The following is a 17,229-nucleotide window of genomic DNA, read 5'->3' as shown; positions in this document are numbered from 1 at the left end:
TAACCTTAAATACTAAGGTTATTTGTTGTCATAAGCCTTAACGGCTTCCTCAACATCATCATAAAGACCAAGAGCAGCCAAAGCACCGACCTTACCCTGCTCACCGGTAACTGCAATCAAAGGAATGTTCAACTCTTCAGCCACCTTTTCAGCAGTTTCAACATCCATCATTCCGGATTTGGTTGCAATTGAATACTCCCTTAACTTAGGAGGAATATCCAAGCCTTCAAGAATGGCTATTGCAGTCTTGTCTGATAATGTGTCTCTTTTAAGAATTTCAATAACCCTATCAATCAGCTCTTGCTTCTTCTCGCTTTCAACAGCGAAAGTCAAAGCAATTGAAACACAATTCTGAGTCTTGTGAGGGTTATGAGGATATAATTGGACAATAATATGGTCAAGGTATTCAAAGCCTTCATCCCTAAGCTCCACGCCAAGGTTATGAGCCATTGTCCATGTAGCACCGGCATCCTTAACGTCAGTGTCATCAACACCGATAACCACTTTTTCAAGCTTAGGAGTCACAACAGTTGCCCTTCCGACCTTGGAACCTCCTCCAACGTCTATAAGCTCAATGTACTTAACTCCTTCACCCATGCCTCTGCACATTCCAGCTCCAACACCGGCACCTGCAAGGCCCGCATGTGTAACCTTAACCTCATCGCCGACAACAGCAATCTCATCGATTCCAGCAGCATTGAAACTGGCTTTCAAATCGATTGGAGCACGGCCAACATGACACTTGTAGAAATGCCTGTTACCGTCACGATGGGCTGAATCAATGAGTTCAGAATTGTTCCTGTACTGGTTCAATAACCAATGAGACCCTGAAATGCATGGATGGTACTCGACAAGCTCAACCTTATCGCCATCAACCATGGTCAACACTTTCTCGTATGGCGCAATCCAAGGGTCTTGGAATTTTTCTCTTAATTCATCTGGTTTTAGAATTTCCATGTAATCATCTAAATTTCTTTTAATCTGTCGCACATTTTAATGGCTGCTTCAACAGCGCTTTTTGCGTTTTTGACACGTCTGTGAGCATCCATTCTGGTCATTCCAGGACCTGTGATTCCAAGAGCTACTGGAGTGTCGTATTCTAATGCCAAATCAGCTATTTTACGGGAAGCGTGCTGTGCCACGATTTGATCATGGTCGGTTGCACCTTCAATAACCGCACCGAGGGTGATTATTGCATCGTACTCGTCTTTCTGCAATAACTTTTTGATTACAAGAGGCATGTCGAAGACGCCTGGTACTGCAACCACTTTTGTGATTTCGCATCCCCTGTTTTTAGCTTCCGCCTTTGCAAGTTCCAACATCATTTGTGTAATATCATAATTAAATTCTGCAACTACTGCTGCTATTTCATATTTTGCCATATTTATCAATCCTCAAAATTTGTTTTTTTTTTATTTATGCGTTACCGCTGAATATAATGAGTAAAAATCCTGCTACCCCACTAACTACCATAATGAATATGATAAAAAGTGCTGCCATTTGCATTCTAGTTAATTTTTTAAAATTCATAGTCTTATTCTCCGTTTAAATTGTTTATAACTTCACTGGCCACTTCCATTGTTGTGGCTTTACCGCCCAAGTCACCAGTTAAAGTGTTAGCGTCATTTAATAATTTCAATATTGCATCGTCAAACCTGTCAGCCGCCTCGTTTTCGCCAAGGTATCTAAGCATCATTATCGCTGACAGCATCATGGCTATCGGATTTGCCTTGTTCTGGCCTGCAATGTCAGGTGCTGAACCGTGCACCGGCTCGAACAATGCAGCATCCAAACCAATGTTTGCGGATGGTATCAGTCCAAGCCCGCCTACAAGACCCGCACCCTCGTCAGAGAGTATGTCCCCGAAAAGGTTGGTTGTAACGATAACGTCAAAGCTTTCAGGCTGAGTGATTAGATACATCGCTGTTGCATCCACATAAAAGTCCTCGGTTGCAATGTCTGGATAGTCCCTTGCAACTTCATAGAAAATTTCCCTGAACAGTCCATCGGTTTTCTTCAACACATTGGCCTTATGAACCCCTGTGACCTTACCCTTATTGTTTTCCACAGCATACTTGAAGGCATAGTCGATGATGCGCCTTTCAGCCTCACGGGTGATGATGCGCCTTGCCACTGCACCCTCCTCAGTGTATGATTCCTCGTCTGCAATGTACATTCCCTCGGTGTTTTCACGCACAATCATGAAGTCAATGTCATCGGACAATGAATTCGTATTTGGATAAGCTTTAACGGGCCTTAGATTGGCAAACATTTTCATTTCCTGACGGATCTTGACGATAACGTCAGCCGCAGTCTCGCCCGCTGCTCCGAATAGGCATGCGTCTGATTCGCGAATGATGTCTAGGGTTTCACTTGGAAGGGCAGTGCCTGTCCTTTCAAGGCATTCATCCCCTGCATCGCCGTAAACGTATTCGAAATCAATGTCAAGTGAGTTTAAAACTTCTATTGTTGCCTGCATTACCTCACGGCCAATTCCATCACCTGGAATGACTGCAATCTGATAACTATCTTTTGTTCTTGAGGTACTCAATCAAACCACCTTGCTTTAATATTTCCAACATGAATGGAGGAAGTTTCTTAAATTCAATGCTATCGCCATTGCTTGATGTTATTGTAGCATTCTCCATATCCACTGTTATTTCCTCTCCATCCTGTATCAGTTCACTAATTCCTGGAGCTTCAAGAAGCGGAACGCCCACGTTTGTAGCGTTCCTGTAAAATATTCTTGCAAAAGACTCTGCAATCACCGCTTTAACGCCAGCTCCCTTAAGGGCTATTGGAGCATGTTCACGGGATGAACCGCAGCCGAAATTAGTGCCGGCCACAATGAAATCTCCCTCACTGCACTTTTCACTAAAATCCGGATCCAATCCTTCCATGCAATGCTGGGATAATGTTTCCTCATCAGTGTAGATTAAGTATCTTCCAGGAATTATGATGTCAGTGTCAATATCGTTTCCAAATTTCCATGCTTTTCCTTTCACATTATCACTCCGGAGCCACGATTCTTCCTTCAATGGCTGATGCTGCCGCAACCGCTGCAGATGATAGGTAAACTTCACCGTCAGGTGAGCCCTGCCTTCCCTTGAAGTTCCTGTTGGATGTTGAAAGGCTAACCTCGCCCGGGCCGATAATTCCGGTATGCCCTCCAAGGCATGGGCCGCAGCATGGGGCGGAAACCAACGCTCCCGCTTCTACGAATATCTTAATCAGTCCCTCATCCAAGGCTTTTGAGTAAATCTCGGTGGATGCAGGTATGACCAGCATTCTGGTGCCTTCAGCAATCCTGTTTCCTTTCAATATTCTTGCAGCATCGCGCAAATCGCTGAGCCTTCCGTTAGTGCATGAACCTATGAACACCTGGTCAAGCTCAACGTCAACCTCGCTTATCGGCTTGACGTTGTCCACATTGTGGGGACAGGCTATCTGCGGCTCAAGGTCACTAACATCAATATCAATTATATTAAGAGAATTTGAGTCTAAATCAGTTTTAAATATTTCATACGGTTTATTGGAACGCTTTTCAACATAATCGATTGTTTTCTTGTCCGGTTCCACCAAACCGGTCTTTCCGCCCATTTCAATAGCCATATTGCATAACACCATGCGGTCTGAAACGCTCATGTCACTTATGGTTTCGCCGGCAAACTCACATGCCTTGTATGTTGAGCCGTCAGCACCCATCTCGCCAATTATATGTAGTATGACATCCTTTGCATAAACATTGTCCTTCAACTGGCCTGTAACATTGAACCTGTTTGTTTCAGGCACCTTGAACCATAAGTTGCCTTCAGCAAACACCATCGCCATATCTGTAGAACCGATGCCTGTTGCAAAAGCGCCCAATGCTCCATGGGTGCAGGTATGCGAATCGGCGCCCACAATGACCTCGCCGGGAACAACATGCCCCTTTTCAGGCAATATCTGATGGCACACTCCAGCGTTGACATCGTAGAAATGCTCGATACCTTGTTTCTTGACGAATTGTCTCATTATGATATGATTGTTGGCTGAATCGATTGAGTCAGCGGGAACCTGATGGTCAAAAGGTATGACTATTTTTGATGGGTCCCAAACCTTCTCAGCTCCGATTTTTTCAAAGGATTCCACTGAAAGAGGTCCGGTCAAATCGTGTGTCATTGCTACATCAATATTTGCAATGATTATATCTCCAGCTTCGACTTTTTCCTTTCCGGAAGCTTTAGCTAATATTTTTTCAGACATTGTTGGCATATTTTAAACCTCTTAATAATGATAATTATATATGTTTTATAACTATTTATACTCTCATATTATTGGGCATTTTTTAATGTTTATATATAATGTTTAACAAAATATTATTCATGAGCAATTCATTTTTTAACAGATTCAAAAAAGAAGAAGAACCTCCAATAATGGAAGAGAAACCTCCTGTTTGGGAAGATAGGATTTTTTGGATTTCAACATTACAAAAAATAGCATATCCGGTTCTGAATAACTTATCAAGAGGCACATTAAGAAAAACAATGCCTTATGAGTCTAACAGTACAGAAGGACAAAAATTCACATATCTAGAAGCATTTGCTCGTGTATTAAATGGAATTGCGCCATGGCTGGAATTGGGTGTGGACAATTCCGAAGAAGGTAAGCTGCGCGGTAAATACATTAAATTGACATTGAAATCAATTACAAACGCTGTTAATCCAAACAACAACGATTATATTTTTGTAGTAGAGCCAAAACAATCTTTAGTGGATGTTGCATTATTTGCACAAGGATTGCTCAGGGCTAAAAACCAGATTTGGCTTAATTTACCAATGGATGTTCAGGCAAGAATCATCCGCGAATTGAAAAATACAAGGATAATAGCCCCTTATGAAAATCATTGGCTTCTTTTCACATCAATGATAGAGGCGGCTTTATTGGAATTCACAGGCGAATGCGACAAGGAAAGGTTAACATATGCTATTTCCAAATTCCGCGATGAACTGTATGTCGGAGACGGGATTTACTCAGACGGTGAAGACTTTGAGTCAAGCTACTATAACAGTTTAGTGATTCATCCGATGCTAAACGATATTTTAGCGGTAATGAGAAAATACGAATTGAGGGATGGTGAACTCTTGGATGTTCAATTGATGAGATCATCCAGATTATCCTCACAGCTTGAAAGAATGATTTCACCTGAAGGAACATATCCCCTTCTAGGAAAATCCTTGTCATACAGGTGTGGAGTATTCCACCTGCTTTCACAGGCGGCATTGCTGAAAATACTGCCAAGAAACATTTATCCAGCCCAAGTCAGAAGCGCACTGACAAAAGTAATTCAAAGGCAATTCACAGGCAATCAGAACTTCAACAGTGAAGGATGGTTGATCTGCGGATTGAACGGTTCACAGGCAGACATCTGTGAGGAAAACATTTGCACCGGAAGCCTATACCTTTGTTGTGCAGTGTTCCTGCCGTTAGGTTTACGCCCAGATGATGTGTTTTGGAAATCACCATCTGAGGAATGGAGCAGTCTCAAGGCTTGGAACGGTAATTCAATAAAACCTGACCAGTCAATTAATTTTTAGATTATAATTCATACAAGTTCCCGTAATTAAATAGTTTAATTTCACTTGGAACTTCTCTTATTATATTTTTAGTGTCGAATATTATCGGATCAGACATCTTTTTAAGTATCAAATCATAATCCAGGTACTTGAACTCGTCATGGTCGCATAAAATCAAAATCAAATCGGCATCATCAACGGCCTCGGCAAAACCGACAAAGGACGGATTGTCAATGTGAGGGTCATGGATTGCTATTTCATAATTTTCGCTTAGCCTGGATATTATCTCATAGGCAGGGCTTTCACGATCATCGCCAGTGTTTCCCTTATATGAAACTCCCAAAAGTGCAATCTTGCCTTCAGGAATCATTTTCTCAACGTATTCGCACACGAAACCAGGCATTGAATTGTTGGTGTCACGAGCAAGCTTAATTATCTTGGCGGTTTCGGGAGCCTTGGCATAGATGAAGTAAGGGTCAATTGCAAGGCAGTGCCCGCCAACGCCAGGTCCCGGTGAGTGAAGGTTTACTCTCGGATGCTTGTTTGCCATTTTAATGACGTCCAATGCGTTAACACCAATCTCAGCGCAGATTTTGGCAAGCTCATTTGCAAGTGCAATGTTAACGTCCCTGAAAGTGTTCTCCATACATTTGGACAGCTCAGCGGTTTTCGCTTCAGTCAGCATCAATTCACCTTCAACAAACTGTCCATAGACTTCACTTGCCTTGACGGCACATTCAGTTGTAACTCCGCCGATAATGCGGTCGTTGTGAATCAGCTCCTCGATGATTTTGCCCGGCAAAACCCTTTCAGGGCAATGTGCAAGATACAGGTCCTCACCAATTGTAAATCCGGCATTTTCAAAAATCGGCTTAATGGTTTCATCGGTTGACATTGGAGCGATTGTTGACTCTATTATGACAGTGTTTCCCTTCTCCAAAAATGGTATTATTGACTCGCATGCGCTTACGACATAGCTCAAGTCACAGCTGTAGTTTTCTATAATGTAAGGGGTTGGTACTGTAATTATAAAAGCATCCGCTTTTTGGGGTGTTAGTGAAGCTGTGTATACGCCAAGCTTGACCGCATTTTGAATGATGTCGCTGATTCCAGGTTCCTCAATGTGAATAATTCCCTTATTCAGGTTGTCAACAATCTTTTCATTAACGTCAACTCCAACAACTTCACAATGGTTTCTTGTGAACAGTGCCGCTGTTGGAAGTCCGATATAGCCTTGACCCATAATACATATTTTCATAATTACTCCATCTCCCTTCCTTTTTAAATATTAAATATAATATATATTTTAACATATATTAATTTTTAAGTGATGAACATGAAGATTTTAATAACAGGTTCCAATGGAATGCTCGGTCACGACTTGACAAAAGTCCTGGAGGACAGGCATGACTTGATCCTAACCACTTCCAAGACATTGGATATCACTGACAGGGAACATGTGCTGGAGTTTATAGTTGAAAACAAACCAGACCTGGTCATCAATTCAGCTGCATACACCAATGTTGACGGTTGTGAGGAAAATCAGGACATGGCATATGCCGTAAATGGCGAGGGGGTTAGAAACCTGGCCATTGCATGCAAGGAAATAGACTCTCCACTGGTCCATATCAGCACAGATTACATTTTCAACGGCGAGAACACTCGCCCATGGGTTGAGGATGATGAGATAGGTCCGATCAGCGTCTACGGCAAAAGCAAGCTTCAGGGCGAGGAGGCCATTTTGGAAATACTTGACAAGTACTTCATAATCCGTACCGCATGGCTGTACGGCTTGAACGGAGGCAACTTCCCAAAGACAATGCTTGAACTGGCCAAGAACCACTCTGAAATAACAGTGGTGTATGATGAGGTGGGAACTCCAACCTACACTCCTGATCTGGCTCAAGGAATCTCTGAGCTGATAGAAACCGATTGCTATGGAACATACCATTTGACAAATTCCGGAAGCTGCTCATGGTGCGAGTTTGCAAGATACATTTTTGAAATAGCGGATGTTGACGTTAAGGTGATTCCCGTGACTGCAGCCGAGTTTGCAAGGCCGGCACCAAGACCGCACTACTCCGTCCTGGAAAACAGGAACTGGATAAAAAACGGTTTTGAACCATTGAGAGATTATAAAGAAGCAATAAAAGAATATGTTGAGTTGATAAAATGAACAAGAAACTAGTTTTAATCATTGCATTAATCATCGCCCTATTCAGCATCGGTGCCGTAAGTGCAGGTTTTCTGGACTTTTTAAACTTCGGCCATGACAATAGTGATGTTAATGTAGTGGAAGATGGAGAATACTGCACAGTGAATGAGGTTTCAGCTTACATCAAGGAGTATCATAAGCTTCCAAGCAATTACATAACCAAGAAAGAGGCCAAAAGCCTAGGTTGGCATGGGGGACCCCTTAAGAAATATGCTCCTGGAAAAAGCATAGGCGGAGACACATTCACCAACAGGCAACATGTACTTCCCGACAGCGATTCAAGATACGTCGAATGCGACATCAACGCTAACGGAACCAGTCGTGGGGCCGAAAGGATAGTTTACAATACCGGTGATTATAAGGTGTACTACACTGACGATCACTACAACACATTCACTGAGGTTTAAAATGCAATTGGACGGCAAATTAATCAAACGGGACGGGCATGACTATTTGATGGAGGCATTGAACCTGCCCGATTACTACGGTAAGAATCTGGATGCTCTATATGATTGCCTGACTGAAATGGAATGTGAAATTGAATTGATTAATCCGGATGAGGTTGACAAGGATATTCTTGACACCTTTATAGATGCCGCATCCGAGAATGATTTTTTAACATTCATATATTAATTAATTCAAATTATTATTTTTTTTTGAAATTCAAATTAGCAGTTCCCTTACGCCCTGAGTTTCATCATAAATTGTTTAATAATGATTTAATTGATTTTAGTTTAGCATTTAACGAGTTGAAATCAATTTTGAAATTTGCGGGTAATGGGATATTTCAGGTCTTGCCAATCTATATAAATGAATTGAAATAGATATTTTTATAAGTGATTATTATGAAAGGAATTGTTTTAGCAGGCGGTTCTGGAACTCGCCTATATCCTATTACCAAGGCGGTTTCAAAACAATTACTGCCACTTTACGATAAACCAATGATTTACTATCCGATATCAGTATTGATGCTTGCAGGAATCAAGGAGATACTGATCATATCAACTCCAAGGGACCTGCCAATGTATCAGGACTTGCTCGGAGACGGGTCAAGCCTCGGCATCACTTTTGAATATGCCGTTCAGGAAAACCCTAACGGACTGGCCGAAGCATTCATAATCGGCGAGGAATTCATCGGCGACGATAACGTTGCGCTCATTTTGGGAGACAATATCTTTCACGGCCACAGGTTCACCGAGATACTTGAAAGGGCAACCGATTTGAAGGAGGGTGCAGTGATATTCGGATACTACACCAACAACCCGGAAGCTTTCGGTGTGGTCGAGTTCGATGACGAGTGGAATGTATTGTCAATAGAGGAAAAGCCGGAAAAGCCAAAGTCAAATTACATCGTGCCGGGACTGTACTTCTACGACAATGACGTGATAGAGATAGCCAAGAACGTCAAGCCGTCAGACAGGGGTGAAGTTGAAATCACCTCGGTCAACGAGGAATACCTCAAAAGGGGAAAGCTTAAAGTTGAGCTGCTCGGTCGTGGTATGGCATGGCTTGATACTGGAACACATGCCGGACTGCTTGAGGCATCAAACTTCATTGAGACAATACAGAAAAGGCAAGGCCTCTACATAGCATGTCTGGAAGAGATAGCATATCGCAAAGGATACATTGATGACGACCAACTGTTGGAGACAGCTGAAGAGCTTAAGAAAACCGATTATGGAGAATACTTGTTTAACCTAGTTAAAAGATGATGATAATATGGGGAAATTTAAATTTACTGAAACCGGAATAGAGGGAATGTTTGTGGTCGAACCCACTGTTTTTGAGGACAACAGGGGATACTTCATGGAAACCTACCAGGAAAATGATTTCAAGGAAGCTGGACATGACTTGAAGTTCGTTCAGGACAACCAGTCAAAATCATCAAAAGGAGTGCTCAGGGGCCTTCACCTGCAGGTCAACCATCCTCAGGGAAAGCTCGTGCGAGTAATCAGGGGTGAAGTGTTCGACGTTGGAGTCGACCTGAGAGGGGACTCACCCACCTACGGAAAATGGTATGGGGAGATACTTTCCGAGGAAAACAAGAAGCAATTGTACATTCCACCTAAATTCGCCCATGGTTTTCTGGTATTGTCAGAAGAAGCGGAATTCCAATACAAATGCACTGAATTCTACCATGGGGATGATGAAAGCGGCATAATGTGGAACGATGAGGAAATAGGCATCGATTGGCCATTGGATGATATTGATGAGATAATATTGTCCGACAAGGATAAGGAATGGAAGACCCTCAAGGAGTCTAAGATTAAATATTGAGTGATAAAATGACTAATATTCTAGTAACCGGTGGAGCAGGATTTATAGGAAGCAATTTCGTAAGATACATGGTTGAGAAATACTCAGACTACCATACCATCAACCTTGATGCATTGACCTACTGCGGAAACCTTGAAAACCTTAAGGACATAGAGGATAGGGATAACTACTCCTTCGTCAAGGGGGACATAAGGGATAAGGAAATTGCGGATGAACTGGTCAGGAAATGCGACTATGTGATCAACTTCGCTGCAGAAAGCCATGTTGACAGAAGCATTACCGATCCGGAAATCTTCATAAAATCAAACGTGCTGGGCACTCAGGTACTTTTAAATGCCGCCAAGGAGCATGGAGTCGAAAAGTACATTCAGATTTCAACCGATGAGGTTTACGGCACCCTAGGCAAAACCGGATATTTCACAGAAACCACTCCATTGCAGCCTAACAGCCCATATTCAGCATCAAAGGCCGGTGGAGACTTGATTACAAGAGCATATGGTGAAACCTTTGACCTGCCAATAAACATTACTAGATGCTCAAATAATTACGGACCTTACCAGTTCCCGGAAAAGCTGATTCCACTGATGATTTCAAATGTCCTGGAGGATAAGAAATTGCCCGTATACGGTGACGGCAAGAACATCCGTGACTGGCTTCACGTATACGACCACTGCCACGCCATAGACTTGGTGTTGCATGAGGGAAGGCTTGGTGAAGTCTACAACATCGGGGGTAACAACGAGAAGGAGAACATCTATATCGTTAAGCTCATACTTTCCGAGCTCGGCAAGGACGAATCATTGATTGAGTTTGTAACCGACCGTTTGGGTCATGACCGCCGCTATGCAATTGACTCAACCAAAATCCAGGATGAGCTTGGCTGGTCTCCTGAATACACTTTTGAAGTGGGAATCAGGGAAACCATCCAATGGTATCTTGACAATCAGGATTGGACTGCACAGGTTAAGAGCGGCCAGTATCAGGAGTACTATGAGAAAATGTATTCCAACAGGTAAATGGTTTACACTTGAAATATACCTCTCTGATTAAATTTTCATATATTTTTTTCATTATTTATTATAATTTTATTCATTATTTTATTGTTTTTTCTATTTAAGAATTAAATATTCTTCAATTCAAAAATCAAAAATATATGCCATGTTAATGATAGGTTTATATATTATAATCCTTTAATATTATTTAGTAACACATTACTTTTTTTAGGGGAAATGGTGATTTGGATGTTGGAGCAATATTTACCTTTAGTGGGATTAATAATATTTGGGAATATTGAAAACTTGGTTTTATCATCACAGGGTGTTGTAGCGGGAGTAAATCCACTCAAATTGGCTATTGCAAGTATCATTTGCGTTTCTTTATGGCTTATAATTGGAACTTTTGCTACTCAAACTTTCATTCAATACGTTAGCTTCATTGAATTTATAGGTGGGCTTGCTATTTTCATTTTAGGTGCCCAAGCAATGATAACTTCTATTAGGGGCGAATAATATGGATAGGGAATTAAGACAGTTTTTAGGATTAATAGTATTTGGTAACATTGAAAACCTTATCCTGGCCGCTCAAGGGGTTTCTTTGGGTGTAAACCCAGTGGGATTGGCTGCATTGAGTTTAACTGCGGTTATTATATGGTTTTTACTTGGAACTTTCGGTACAAAAATTGCCATGAAATATGCAAGAGCCATTAACTTCATCGGAGGTCTTGCAATCTTCATTCTAGGTCTCCAGTCAATGCTAGGTGCAATGCCGGGAATATTAGCATTTTTCCATTAGATTAAAATGTCATATCTAAAGCATAAGGTTTACGGAGTCTTGTTTAAACTGTTTAAACAAGCCAAGGTCAACGGCAATAGAATTTCATTCATCATCGATTCACGCGAATCATTCAAGGGGAATCTTGATTACATTAAAAAGGAATTCGAGAAGAGGGGAGATTATGAATTCCACTTTTTCTACAAGGACAAGTTATCCTTCGCAAGCTTTAAGAAGCTCGCATCATCCAAGTATGTTTTCCTAAACGATAACTTTTTCCCATTGGCTTTCATGAGCTTCAAGCCTGAAACAATGGTGGTTCAATTGTGGCATGCGCCGGGTGCATCCAAGAAATTCGGAGGATCAGTTGATTTCGAAAGCAGGGAAATACTTGCTAAAATATCTGAAAACACCGATTTTCTGATAGTGACCTCTGACAAGATTAAGGATTACTACAGCGAGGCGTTTCAAATGCCCCTGTCAAAAATCAGGGCACTGGGACTTCCCCGCATGGACTATTACTTTGAAAACCATGACCTCGACAGGTTAAAGCAGGATTTCTGCAGTCGATACGGTGTTTCAAGCGACAAGAAAATAATCCTTTATGCTCCGACTTTCAGGGATGAGGAAAAGTACAACAACGTTTTCGATTATCTTGACCTGGAGGAGTTCAACCGGATACTGGGCAATGAGTATGTTCTTGCATTGAGGCTGCATCCGAAAATCAGGAACTTCCATAAGGATGACATCTCCTCACAGGGAAAATACATTGACGTCAGCGGATTTGAAAGCGAGCAGGAGCTGATGCTTATAAGTGACATTATGATTACCGACTACTCATCAATAATGATAGAGTATGCTATTCTAAACAGGCCGATACTCTTTTTCACATATGACTTGGATGATTACCTGGCAAACGAGCGCGGATTCTACTATGATTTCAAAACAACCGTGCCGGGACCGATAGCTTATTCCTCGGATGAGCTGATCGGCATCATTCATGATGATGACTTTGACATGAGCAGGATATCAGATTTCGTGAAGACCCAATTAGATGTGATAGACGGCAAGTCATCCAAGCGAATAGTGGATTTCCTATTAAATAATGAGGGGTAAAATGGATAATTATAAGGTTAGCGTAATAGTTCCCGTTTACAATGCCGAAGAGTATATAGGTGCAACATTGGATTCGATAATAAATCAGGACTTCAACAGCTATGAAATCATTGTGGTGGATGACGGGTCAACCGACCAAAGTCCCGAAATCATCAGCGAGAAACTAACAAAATCCACAGCAGACTACAGAATCATCCGCCAGGACAACGCCGGCGTGAGCAGTGCAAGAAACCGTGGAATGGAAGATGCAACAGGAGAGTATCTGGTGTTCATAGACGCTGATGATTACGTTACAGGAAACCACCTGTCAGAATTATACAATGGCCAAACAGATTTCAGCATGGTCCAGTTCATAAAAAAGGAAAACGACAAACTGTCAACACCCCACCGCTTCACAACAGAATCAATAACCTGCGACGAATTCATAAAAAAGGAGTTGAGGATGGAGATGCCCTTCAACTTCTGGCAGCTGATGTATAAGGCAAGCATAATAAAAGAGAACAGCATAAGATTCAACCCGAACCTGATTTACGGTGAGGACATTGACTTCGCCCTCAGAGCATTGCTTTACGGTGATGAGGTCGCCATCAGCAACGAGGCAACCTACTATTATATCCAGCACTCACAATCCGCCATTAAAACATCCGAATACAGGCGTTTTGAAGTAATTGAAATATTCGAAAACCTGGCCGAATTCTACAGGAGCCAGGGAAGGGATGACCTGGCCAGGCTAATAGTGACATCAAGAATCCCGAAGGCAATATTCGGAAACATGAACTACTTCTTCTACAACGATTACGACTTTGATGAGGTGCTGTCAAAAATGAAGGAAATGGACCTGCTCGACAAGTTGTCAAAATTCGAGGGGGACAATAAGTTCAAGTCAAAGATAAGGCTATTCCTGTTGAGCCCTAAGATATACTATAAGACATGGAAAAAACTTAAAAACTCAATTGATTAAAATGAAGGCTTCAATCGTAACACCAAACTACAATGGGGAAAGATTCCTTGAAACGTTCTTCGAGTCACTGAACAGTGACCCGGAATATATCGGTGAGGTAATCATAGTGGATAATGGCTCAACCGACAAGAGCAAGGAATACATTAAGCGCAGCGAATTCAACTTCCCGGTCACACTGATAGAGAACACTGAAAACCTCGGATTTTCCCCTGCAGTGAATCAGGGAATCAGGAAAGCCAAATACGAATACATCTTCTCACTCAACAATGACACTCAAGTCAAAAAAGGTTCAATAAAGGTATTGCTTGATTTAATATCATCAGGACCCGAAATATTTTCCGTTCAGGCCAAGATGCTCCAGTATGACAATAAGGAACTGATCGATGATGTCGGGGATGAGTACAACCTCCTTGCCTGGACTAAAAAGACTGGAGAAAACCATGATTCCAATGAATACTGCGAGGTTAAGGAAATATTCTCGGCATGCGCAGGAGCGGCAATGTACAGGAAATCTCTGCTGGCCGAGATTGGAATGTTTGACGACAACTACTTCGCATACATGGAGGATGTTGATTTGGCGATACGCTCAAGGATAAACGGATACACCAACCTCCTGTGCCCGGACGCTATAGTATACCATATAGGCAGCGCCACAAGCGGAAGCAGGCACAATGACTTCAAGGTCCGCCTGGCGGCACGAAACAATGTCTGGACAGTCTACAAGAACCAGCCGATACCGATGAAGATAGTGAACTTCATCTTCCTGTTTTTCGGATTCCTGATCAAATACCTTTTCTTCACCAGAAAAGGCTTTGGAAAAACATACCTTGCAGGCATTCGCGAGGGACTGTCAAACAGGGGAGAGATAGACAAGGTGAAGTTCAAGGGCAAAAATACGAAAAACTATTTTAAAATCGAATACAGATTAATTATTAATACCTTGAAATTCCTGAAAAAATAGATTAGTGATAATATGGATTTATCTGTTGTTATTGTAAACTACCAAACCTTCGAGCTGACCAAAAACACCATCGATTCCATTCTCAAATACGATTACTCATTCGAGTATGAGATATTCGTTGTGGACAACGCATCCAGCGATGACAGCCTGGCCAGATTAGAGGATTACTTCAAGGACAAGGTAAGGTTCATAGCATCAAGAGAGAACAACGGTTTTGCAGCAGGCAACAACCAGGCATTGAGGCAGGCAACAGGAAAGTATCAGCTATTGCTCAACTCAGACACCATAGTCTGGCAGGACACTCTTCAGGACATTTACGATTACATGGAAATGCATGATGACGTTGGAGCATGCGGATGCAGGGTGCTTCTTGAGGACGGGGAGCTTGACAAGGCATGCAAGAGGTCATTTCCAAACGTCAAGAACTCATTTTTCAGGCTTTTCCACATTCCGACAAAAAGCGAGGACGACAACTATAACCTGACAAGCCTTCCAGATGATGAGATATATGAGATTGACTGCCTCACCGGTGCGTTCATGTTCATGAGAAAGGATGCCCTTGACATGGCGGGGCTTCTGGATGAGACATTCTTCATGTACGGGGAGGACATTGACCTGTGCTACCGCATCAAAAAGGCGGGATGGAAAATCATATACTATGGGAAATCCAGGATAACTCACCTTAAGGGCGCAAGCAGCAAAAAGCAAAAGAACAAGCTCATATATGAGTTTTACCGTGCAATGTACATTTACTATAGGAAGCATCATGCGGGCGAGTCATCATTCATAGTGAACATTATAGTCTACATTGGCATTGCGGTCCTGTGCATCCTGAAACTGTTTTTGAATTTGTTTAAAAAGAAACATTAAATATCTGTTATATACAATATATAATTATTAGAAACTAGTTTCTGGTAGTTATTATGATTAAGGAAAATCAGAGAATATTGAATATAATCTTGGTGCTGATAGACGTTTTGATGATTAGCGTCTCACTGCTGTGCTCCATATGGCTCAGGTTCAAAACCACACTGTTCGGGCCACTAGGGGGCCATTTAGGTTTCCAAAGTTATCTTCTATTCCTGACATTCGCCGTTATTCCGGTATACCTTATATTATATTTCGCCTTTGGCTTGTACAAGCCGCGCAGAACCTACAAGAACATTTTCTCCGAGGCCACTCAAATCATAAAGGTCAATATTCTGGCGTTCTTCACACTGGTTGCGATTCTTTTCATCATCAACCAGCCTAACTTCTCAAGGATAATGCTGTTTCTCCTGGCGATAATAGCCACATTCTTCGGAATCATCGAAAGGTTCATCATCAGGAGCGTATTGAAAAGGTTAAGGGTCAATAACCGCAACCTGAAGCATATCCTAATCGTAGGGGACAATGATTTGGCATACACTTTCGCCCGCAAGATCCGTGAAAACCCATACCTCGGATTCACGGTCAGCGGATTTCTGGGAAGGTCAGAGCATGTCGGATTGGAAAGGGAAGGAAGCCGAGTGATTGGAGCATTCAAGGATTTGGAAAATGTTCTTGAAAAGAACAGGTATGACAGGGTGGTTCTGGCCATTCCATTGAAATACTATTACAGGATCAACGAGCTTGTGGAAAGCTGCGAGAAATTCGGTATCAAGGCGGAAATCATTCCGGACTACATCAAGTACTTCCCGGCACAGCCGTCAGTGGACATGATAGAGGACATTCCAATCATCAACATACGCTATGTCCCGTTGGATGACGAGTTCAACAAGTTCCTGAAGTACCTCTCCGATTACGTAATATCTATCATTGCAATAATTATCACATCACCTATAATGATCATTACAGCCATTGCAATTAAGCTGACCTCTCCAGGTCCGATAATCTTTAAGCAGGAGAGGATGGGCTACAACGGTAAGACATTCATGATGTACAAGTTCAGAAGCATGAAAGTGCAGGACCCGAACGAGGAGAAATCAGAATGGACCACCCGTGATGACCCAAGAAAGACCAAGGTCGGCGACATTATCAGAAAAACTAGTATAGATGAGCTGCCTCAATTCTTCAATGTTTTGAAAGGCGACATGAGCGTAGTTGGCCCAAGGCCTGAAAGACCATATTTCGTTGACCAGTTCAAGGAAACCATTCCGAAATACATGGTCAAGCACCAGGTAAAGCCCGGCTTGACCGGATGGGCGCAGGTTCATGGCTGCCGTGGAGACACTTCAATCAAAAAACGTATAGAATATGACATTGAGTACGTAGAAAACTGGCACATGGGTTTGGACTTAGCAATAATGATAAAAACCGCATTGAAGAAGAATCCTAACGCATATTAAGGATTGTGCTTTTGCACACTTGTGCACTTGGATAATATTTATTAAAA

The 17,229-nt window shown here is 42.1% G+C and carries 20 protein-coding genes; 14 read left to right on the top strand and 6 right to left on the bottom strand.

Features of this window, described 5'->3' with window-relative positions; all coding sequences use genetic code 11:
* Nucleotides 1–18 precede the first annotated feature (18 nt).
* The 5 genes from mmp11 to hacA all read right to left on the bottom strand — a co-directional run bounded on the left by mmp11 (nucleotide 19) and on the right by hacA (nucleotide 4,254).
* On the bottom strand, nucleotides 19–957 hold the full coding sequence (gene mmp11 / locus QZU77_RS01425; RefSeq protein ID WP_295598915.1) for a methanogenesis marker protein 11: 939 nt from the start codon (nucleotides 955–957) through the stop codon (nucleotides 19–21).
* A gap of 8 nt (nucleotides 958–965) precedes the next feature.
* Nucleotides 966–1,382 carry a 6,7-dimethyl-8-ribityllumazine synthase gene (ribH, locus tag QZU77_RS01420; protein WP_292802051.1) on the bottom strand — a complete coding sequence of 139 codons (417 nt, stop codon included), beginning with the start codon at nucleotides 1,380–1,382 and terminating at the stop codon, nucleotides 966–968.
* Between the two features lie 152 nt (nucleotides 1,383–1,534).
* Nucleotides 1,535–2,551, bottom strand: coding sequence for an isocitrate/isopropylmalate family dehydrogenase (locus QZU77_RS01415; protein WP_295598913.1), 1,017 nt, complete (start codon nucleotides 2,549–2,551; stop codon nucleotides 1,535–1,537).
* A complete protein-coding gene (locus tag QZU77_RS01410; protein ID WP_295598911.1) occupies nucleotides 2,526–3,005 on the bottom strand; it encodes a 3-isopropylmalate dehydratase small subunit in 480 nt (159 codons plus the stop codon). Before QZU77_RS01410 ends, QZU77_RS01415 begins: the two co-directional genes overlap by 26 nt.
* 4 nt (nucleotides 3,006–3,009) lie before the next feature.
* Nucleotides 3,010–4,254, bottom strand: coding sequence for a homoaconitase large subunit (gene hacA, locus QZU77_RS01405; RefSeq protein WP_295598908.1), 1,245 nt, complete (start codon nucleotides 4,252–4,254; stop codon nucleotides 3,010–3,012).
* A gap of 89 nt (nucleotides 4,255–4,343) precedes the next feature.
* On the opposite strand from hacA, the gene QZU77_RS01400 reads away from it, so the two are divergent.
* Nucleotides 4,344–5,576 carry a DUF2264 domain-containing protein gene (locus QZU77_RS01400; protein ID WP_295598905.1) on the top strand — a complete coding sequence of 411 codons (1,233 nt, stop codon included), beginning with the start codon at nucleotides 4,344–4,346 and terminating at the stop codon, nucleotides 5,574–5,576.
* 1 nt (nucleotide 5,577) lies between these two features.
* On the opposite strand, the gene QZU77_RS01395 is transcribed toward QZU77_RS01400, so the two are convergent.
* Nucleotides 5,578–6,813, bottom strand: coding sequence for a nucleotide sugar dehydrogenase (locus tag QZU77_RS01395; RefSeq protein ID WP_295598901.1), 1,236 nt, complete (start codon nucleotides 6,811–6,813; stop codon nucleotides 5,578–5,580).
* Between the two features lie 78 nt (nucleotides 6,814–6,891).
* Between QZU77_RS01395 and rfbD the strand changes: the two genes are divergently transcribed.
* The 13 genes from rfbD to QZU77_RS01330 all read left to right on the top strand — a co-directional run bounded on the left by rfbD (nucleotide 6,892) and on the right by QZU77_RS01330 (nucleotide 17,182).
* Entirely contained in the window at nucleotides 6,892–7,731 is an 840-nt protein-coding gene (rfbD, locus tag QZU77_RS01390; protein WP_295598898.1) for a dTDP-4-dehydrorhamnose reductase, read from the top strand.
* On the top strand, nucleotides 7,728–8,177 hold the full coding sequence (locus QZU77_RS01385) for a ribonuclease domain-containing protein (protein WP_295598896.1): 450 nt from the start codon (nucleotides 7,728–7,730) through the stop codon (nucleotides 8,175–8,177). The genes rfbD and QZU77_RS01385 overlap by 4 nt, the downstream gene beginning before the upstream one ends.
* A gap of 1 nt (nucleotide 8,178) precedes the next feature.
* The gene (locus QZU77_RS01380; protein WP_295598893.1) at nucleotides 8,179–8,403 is read left to right on the top strand and encodes a barstar family protein; all 225 of its coding nucleotides are present in this window, start codon (nucleotides 8,179–8,181) and stop codon (nucleotides 8,401–8,403) included.
* Between the two features lie 212 nt (nucleotides 8,404–8,615).
* On the top strand, nucleotides 8,616–9,482 hold the full coding sequence (rfbA, locus tag QZU77_RS01375; RefSeq protein ID WP_295598890.1) for a glucose-1-phosphate thymidylyltransferase RfbA: 867 nt from the start codon (nucleotides 8,616–8,618) through the stop codon (nucleotides 9,480–9,482).
* Nucleotides 9,483–9,489: 7 nt separating this feature from the next.
* On the top strand, nucleotides 9,490–10,047 hold the full coding sequence (gene rfbC, locus QZU77_RS01370; protein ID WP_295598887.1) for a dTDP-4-dehydrorhamnose 3,5-epimerase: 558 nt from the start codon (nucleotides 9,490–9,492) through the stop codon (nucleotides 10,045–10,047).
* Nucleotides 10,048–10,055: 8 nt separating this feature from the next.
* Entirely contained in the window at nucleotides 10,056–11,063 is a 1,008-nt protein-coding gene (gene rfbB / locus QZU77_RS01365; RefSeq protein ID WP_295598885.1) for a dTDP-glucose 4,6-dehydratase, read from the top strand.
* A 225-nt stretch (nucleotides 11,064–11,288) separates the two neighbouring features.
* A complete protein-coding gene (locus QZU77_RS01360) occupies nucleotides 11,289–11,555 on the top strand; it encodes a hypothetical protein (RefSeq protein WP_295598882.1) in 267 nt (88 codons plus the stop codon).
* Nucleotide 11,556: 1 nt separating this feature from the next.
* On the top strand, nucleotides 11,557–11,838 hold the full coding sequence (locus QZU77_RS01355; RefSeq protein WP_295598880.1) for a hypothetical protein: 282 nt from the start codon (nucleotides 11,557–11,559) through the stop codon (nucleotides 11,836–11,838).
* A gap of 6 nt (nucleotides 11,839–11,844) precedes the next feature.
* Nucleotides 11,845–12,933, top strand: coding sequence for a CDP-glycerol glycerophosphotransferase family protein (locus tag QZU77_RS01350; RefSeq protein WP_295598877.1), 1,089 nt, complete (start codon nucleotides 11,845–11,847; stop codon nucleotides 12,931–12,933).
* Between the two features lies 1 nt (nucleotide 12,934).
* Nucleotides 12,935–13,894, top strand: a complete 960-nt coding sequence (locus tag QZU77_RS01345; RefSeq protein ID WP_295598874.1) for a glycosyltransferase family A protein — start codon at nucleotides 12,935–12,937, stop codon at nucleotides 13,892–13,894.
* Nucleotide 13,895: 1 nt separating this feature from the next.
* Nucleotides 13,896–14,855, top strand: a complete 960-nt coding sequence (locus QZU77_RS01340; protein ID WP_295598939.1) for a glycosyltransferase family 2 protein — start codon at nucleotides 13,896–13,898, stop codon at nucleotides 14,853–14,855.
* A 12-nt stretch (nucleotides 14,856–14,867) separates the two neighbouring features.
* Entirely contained in the window at nucleotides 14,868–15,725 is an 858-nt protein-coding gene (locus QZU77_RS01335) for a glycosyltransferase family 2 protein (protein WP_295598871.1), read from the top strand.
* Nucleotides 15,726–15,778: 53 nt separating this feature from the next.
* Nucleotides 15,779–17,182, top strand: coding sequence for an undecaprenyl-phosphate glucose phosphotransferase (locus tag QZU77_RS01330; protein WP_295598867.1), 1,404 nt, complete (start codon nucleotides 15,779–15,781; stop codon nucleotides 17,180–17,182).
* Nucleotides 17,183–17,229 lie beyond the last annotated feature (47 nt).

This window comes from uncultured Methanobrevibacter sp. (assembly GCF_902774605.1).
GTDB lineage: Archaea > Methanobacteriota > Methanobacteria > Methanobacteriales > Methanobacteriaceae > Methanocatella.
This window is presented reverse-complemented; position numbering and strand designations above follow the sequence as displayed.